The sequence below is a fragment of the Nocardiopsis sp. NPDC049922 genome, from assembly GCF_040660275.1.
GTDB lineage: Bacteria > Actinomycetota > Actinomycetes > Streptosporangiales > Streptosporangiaceae > Nocardiopsis.
Window position 1 is genome coordinate 1 of sequence record NZ_JBFAME010000009.1, and the last position, 2,071, is coordinate 2,071.

The window sequence follows — 2,071 nt, forward strand, 5'->3', positions numbered from 1 at the left end:
TTTCGCGTGTCCGGGTTCGGTCATCCCTGCCCGACCTGCTCGAATCCGGCGTTCGTGTCTTCTCCGGCGTAGCGCGAGAACTCCGGGGCCCTGGGTCAAGTACTGCGGTACCAGAGCCCCGTCGTTGCCGATGTCGTCGTAGACCTGTTCCCAGGTCATCGGCCGGACGATGAGACCGTAGGCGGCGCCTCTCTCGTCGTTGGTCAGGGTCACGGTGCCGTCAAGGTAGAAGAACTCGTTCTGCCACATCCGCCCGGCTCCGTCGGGCAGGTGGGTGTACTCGTCCTCGGGGTTGCCCATCCAGGTGGAGTCCGCATCGTGGCCCAGCTTGGGCTCGTCCCTCGGCCGACGCCACCCACACGGGCACCTGCGGCCGTTCCGTCGACGGCGCGTTCCCAGGCTGCGCGGACGGCGCGGGGGATGACACCACCGCATCCACCGGGGTGCTCCATGGTGACCCGTTCATGGGCAACCTCATCCCCGGTGCTGACGGTCCAGTGATCTGCAGCTTCGACAGCCTCAGCAACGGCCCCCGCGAATGGGACCTGATCCCCGCCGCGGTCGGCAAGGTCCGCATGGACTACCCCACCGACCACCACACACCGCTCGCGGCCGAGTACGGCTTCGACGTCCTCACCTGGCCCGGGTTCCCCGTCCTGCGCCAACTCCGCGAACTCAGGCTCGTCACCAGCGTCCTACCGGTCCTGAACACCAACCCCGGGCTACGCACCCAGTGGCGCCACCGCCTGGACACCCTGCAGCGCGGAGACACCACTACTCGCTGGTCCACCTACAGGTAGACACGTACCGAGTGACGGAAGGCGATCCCGTGCACACCAGAGCTCGAACAAGGCTCCTCATCTAGTGGGGATCTGCAGGAGACAAGTAGAACTTCACCCATCGGGCTTCCTCCGGTTGACGGGGATCCAGATCGACCTGCATCAGCCAGCGCCCGGGGCGGAGGAAGATCTCGTCGAAGCGGTCTGCATCGCCGATCGAGAGAACCCCGGAAGGCAGGACGATCACGGAAGCGTGATCGGACGAGGGCACGGGAACATCATGGACGTACACGGTCAGTTCGACGTCGGCGTCTTGCGAGTCCACCACGCGGCAGTTGGCCACCTGGATGGTGACCTGGTCGTCCACGGCGAAGAACGGGCCGCCGCCGGAGAGGTGGTCGTAGTCCCCGTCATAGCCTTCAACGTCCTCGCAGTAGATGCAGCCCCAGTAGTAGTCGCGTACGCAGCGGAGCACGGGTTCAGTCGCCATGGTCACCCAGTGTGCGATACCACGGCGACACTTCACCGCGCCATCGGGACCGACCCAAAGATCCGAAGACGCTGGCACACAAACTGAGGCAAGAGGACGTTCGGGTACGTGCCCCCGACAAACCGGCGACCGACGAGAACCTCGCGAGGTGCCATCGGACGCCGCCAGCCCCGGTTTGTGCTCCGTTCGTGCTCTTCAGTTCCGTACTGACACGACACCAGGCGGCACCACACAGTCTCAGACGGCACGACGGATCGGATGGGGTGACATGAAACGGCACGAAAAGACACGTGGCAGCACGTATCCAGCGAACTTCTAATCCGATGGCCGCAGGTTCGAATCCTGCCGGGTGCGCCACAAAAACCCAGGTCAAACGGGGTGCGCGAGTCGAACAGGCGAGGCGTCAGGCCCGGATTCGGGCCTGAAATGCTCCGTGTGTGCTCCCCAGTGCAAGGTCCCGTACAGGTGGGCGAGGACCTCGCGGAGCATTTTGCCATCCCGTGACCCCAGTGGCCCCGCCCCAGGACGCCCCGCGTCCGCCCACCAGCGCCCCACAGCCGCCCTGCGAACCCCTCTCCACCCCCCGGGGCCGTCCCGACGTGCCCGTCGCCCACACCACCACCCAGCTGTCACCGGCCACCGCTACCCTGCCCTGACACCAAAACCCCTTCACCACCAGGGCCCTCACATGCACAACCCCGACACCACCGACCTCACCGACGCGCGCGGCGTCGCCTACCTACTGCAGGAACTACGCGAGGCGGGGCGGAAGGAAGCGGCGGCAACCTTGGCCTCCCGCGCA

At 66.1% G+C, this 2,071-nt stretch carries 3 protein-coding genes; 1 reads left to right on the forward strand and 2 read right to left on the reverse strand.

The window, feature by feature from the left end; all coding sequences use genetic code 11:
- Positions 1–300 (reverse strand): hypothetical protein (locus AB0I72_RS17465; RefSeq protein ID WP_358569265.1); only part of this gene is annotated, 300 nt, incomplete at its 3' end.
- A 164-nt stretch (positions 301–464) separates the two neighbouring features.
- Here AB0I72_RS17465 and AB0I72_RS17470 point away from each other — a divergent pair.
- Positions 465–800 (forward strand): hypothetical protein, encoded by a 336-nt coding sequence (locus AB0I72_RS17470; RefSeq protein ID WP_358569268.1) that lies wholly within the window; start codon positions 465–467, stop codon positions 798–800.
- A 61-nt stretch (positions 801–861) separates the two neighbouring features.
- On the opposite strand, the gene AB0I72_RS17475 is transcribed toward AB0I72_RS17470, so the two are convergent.
- Positions 862–1,269 carry a hypothetical protein gene (locus AB0I72_RS17475; protein ID WP_358569271.1) on the reverse strand — a complete coding sequence of 136 codons (408 nt, stop codon included), beginning with the start codon at positions 1,267–1,269 and terminating at the stop codon, positions 862–864.
- Positions 1,270–2,071 lie beyond the last annotated feature (802 nt).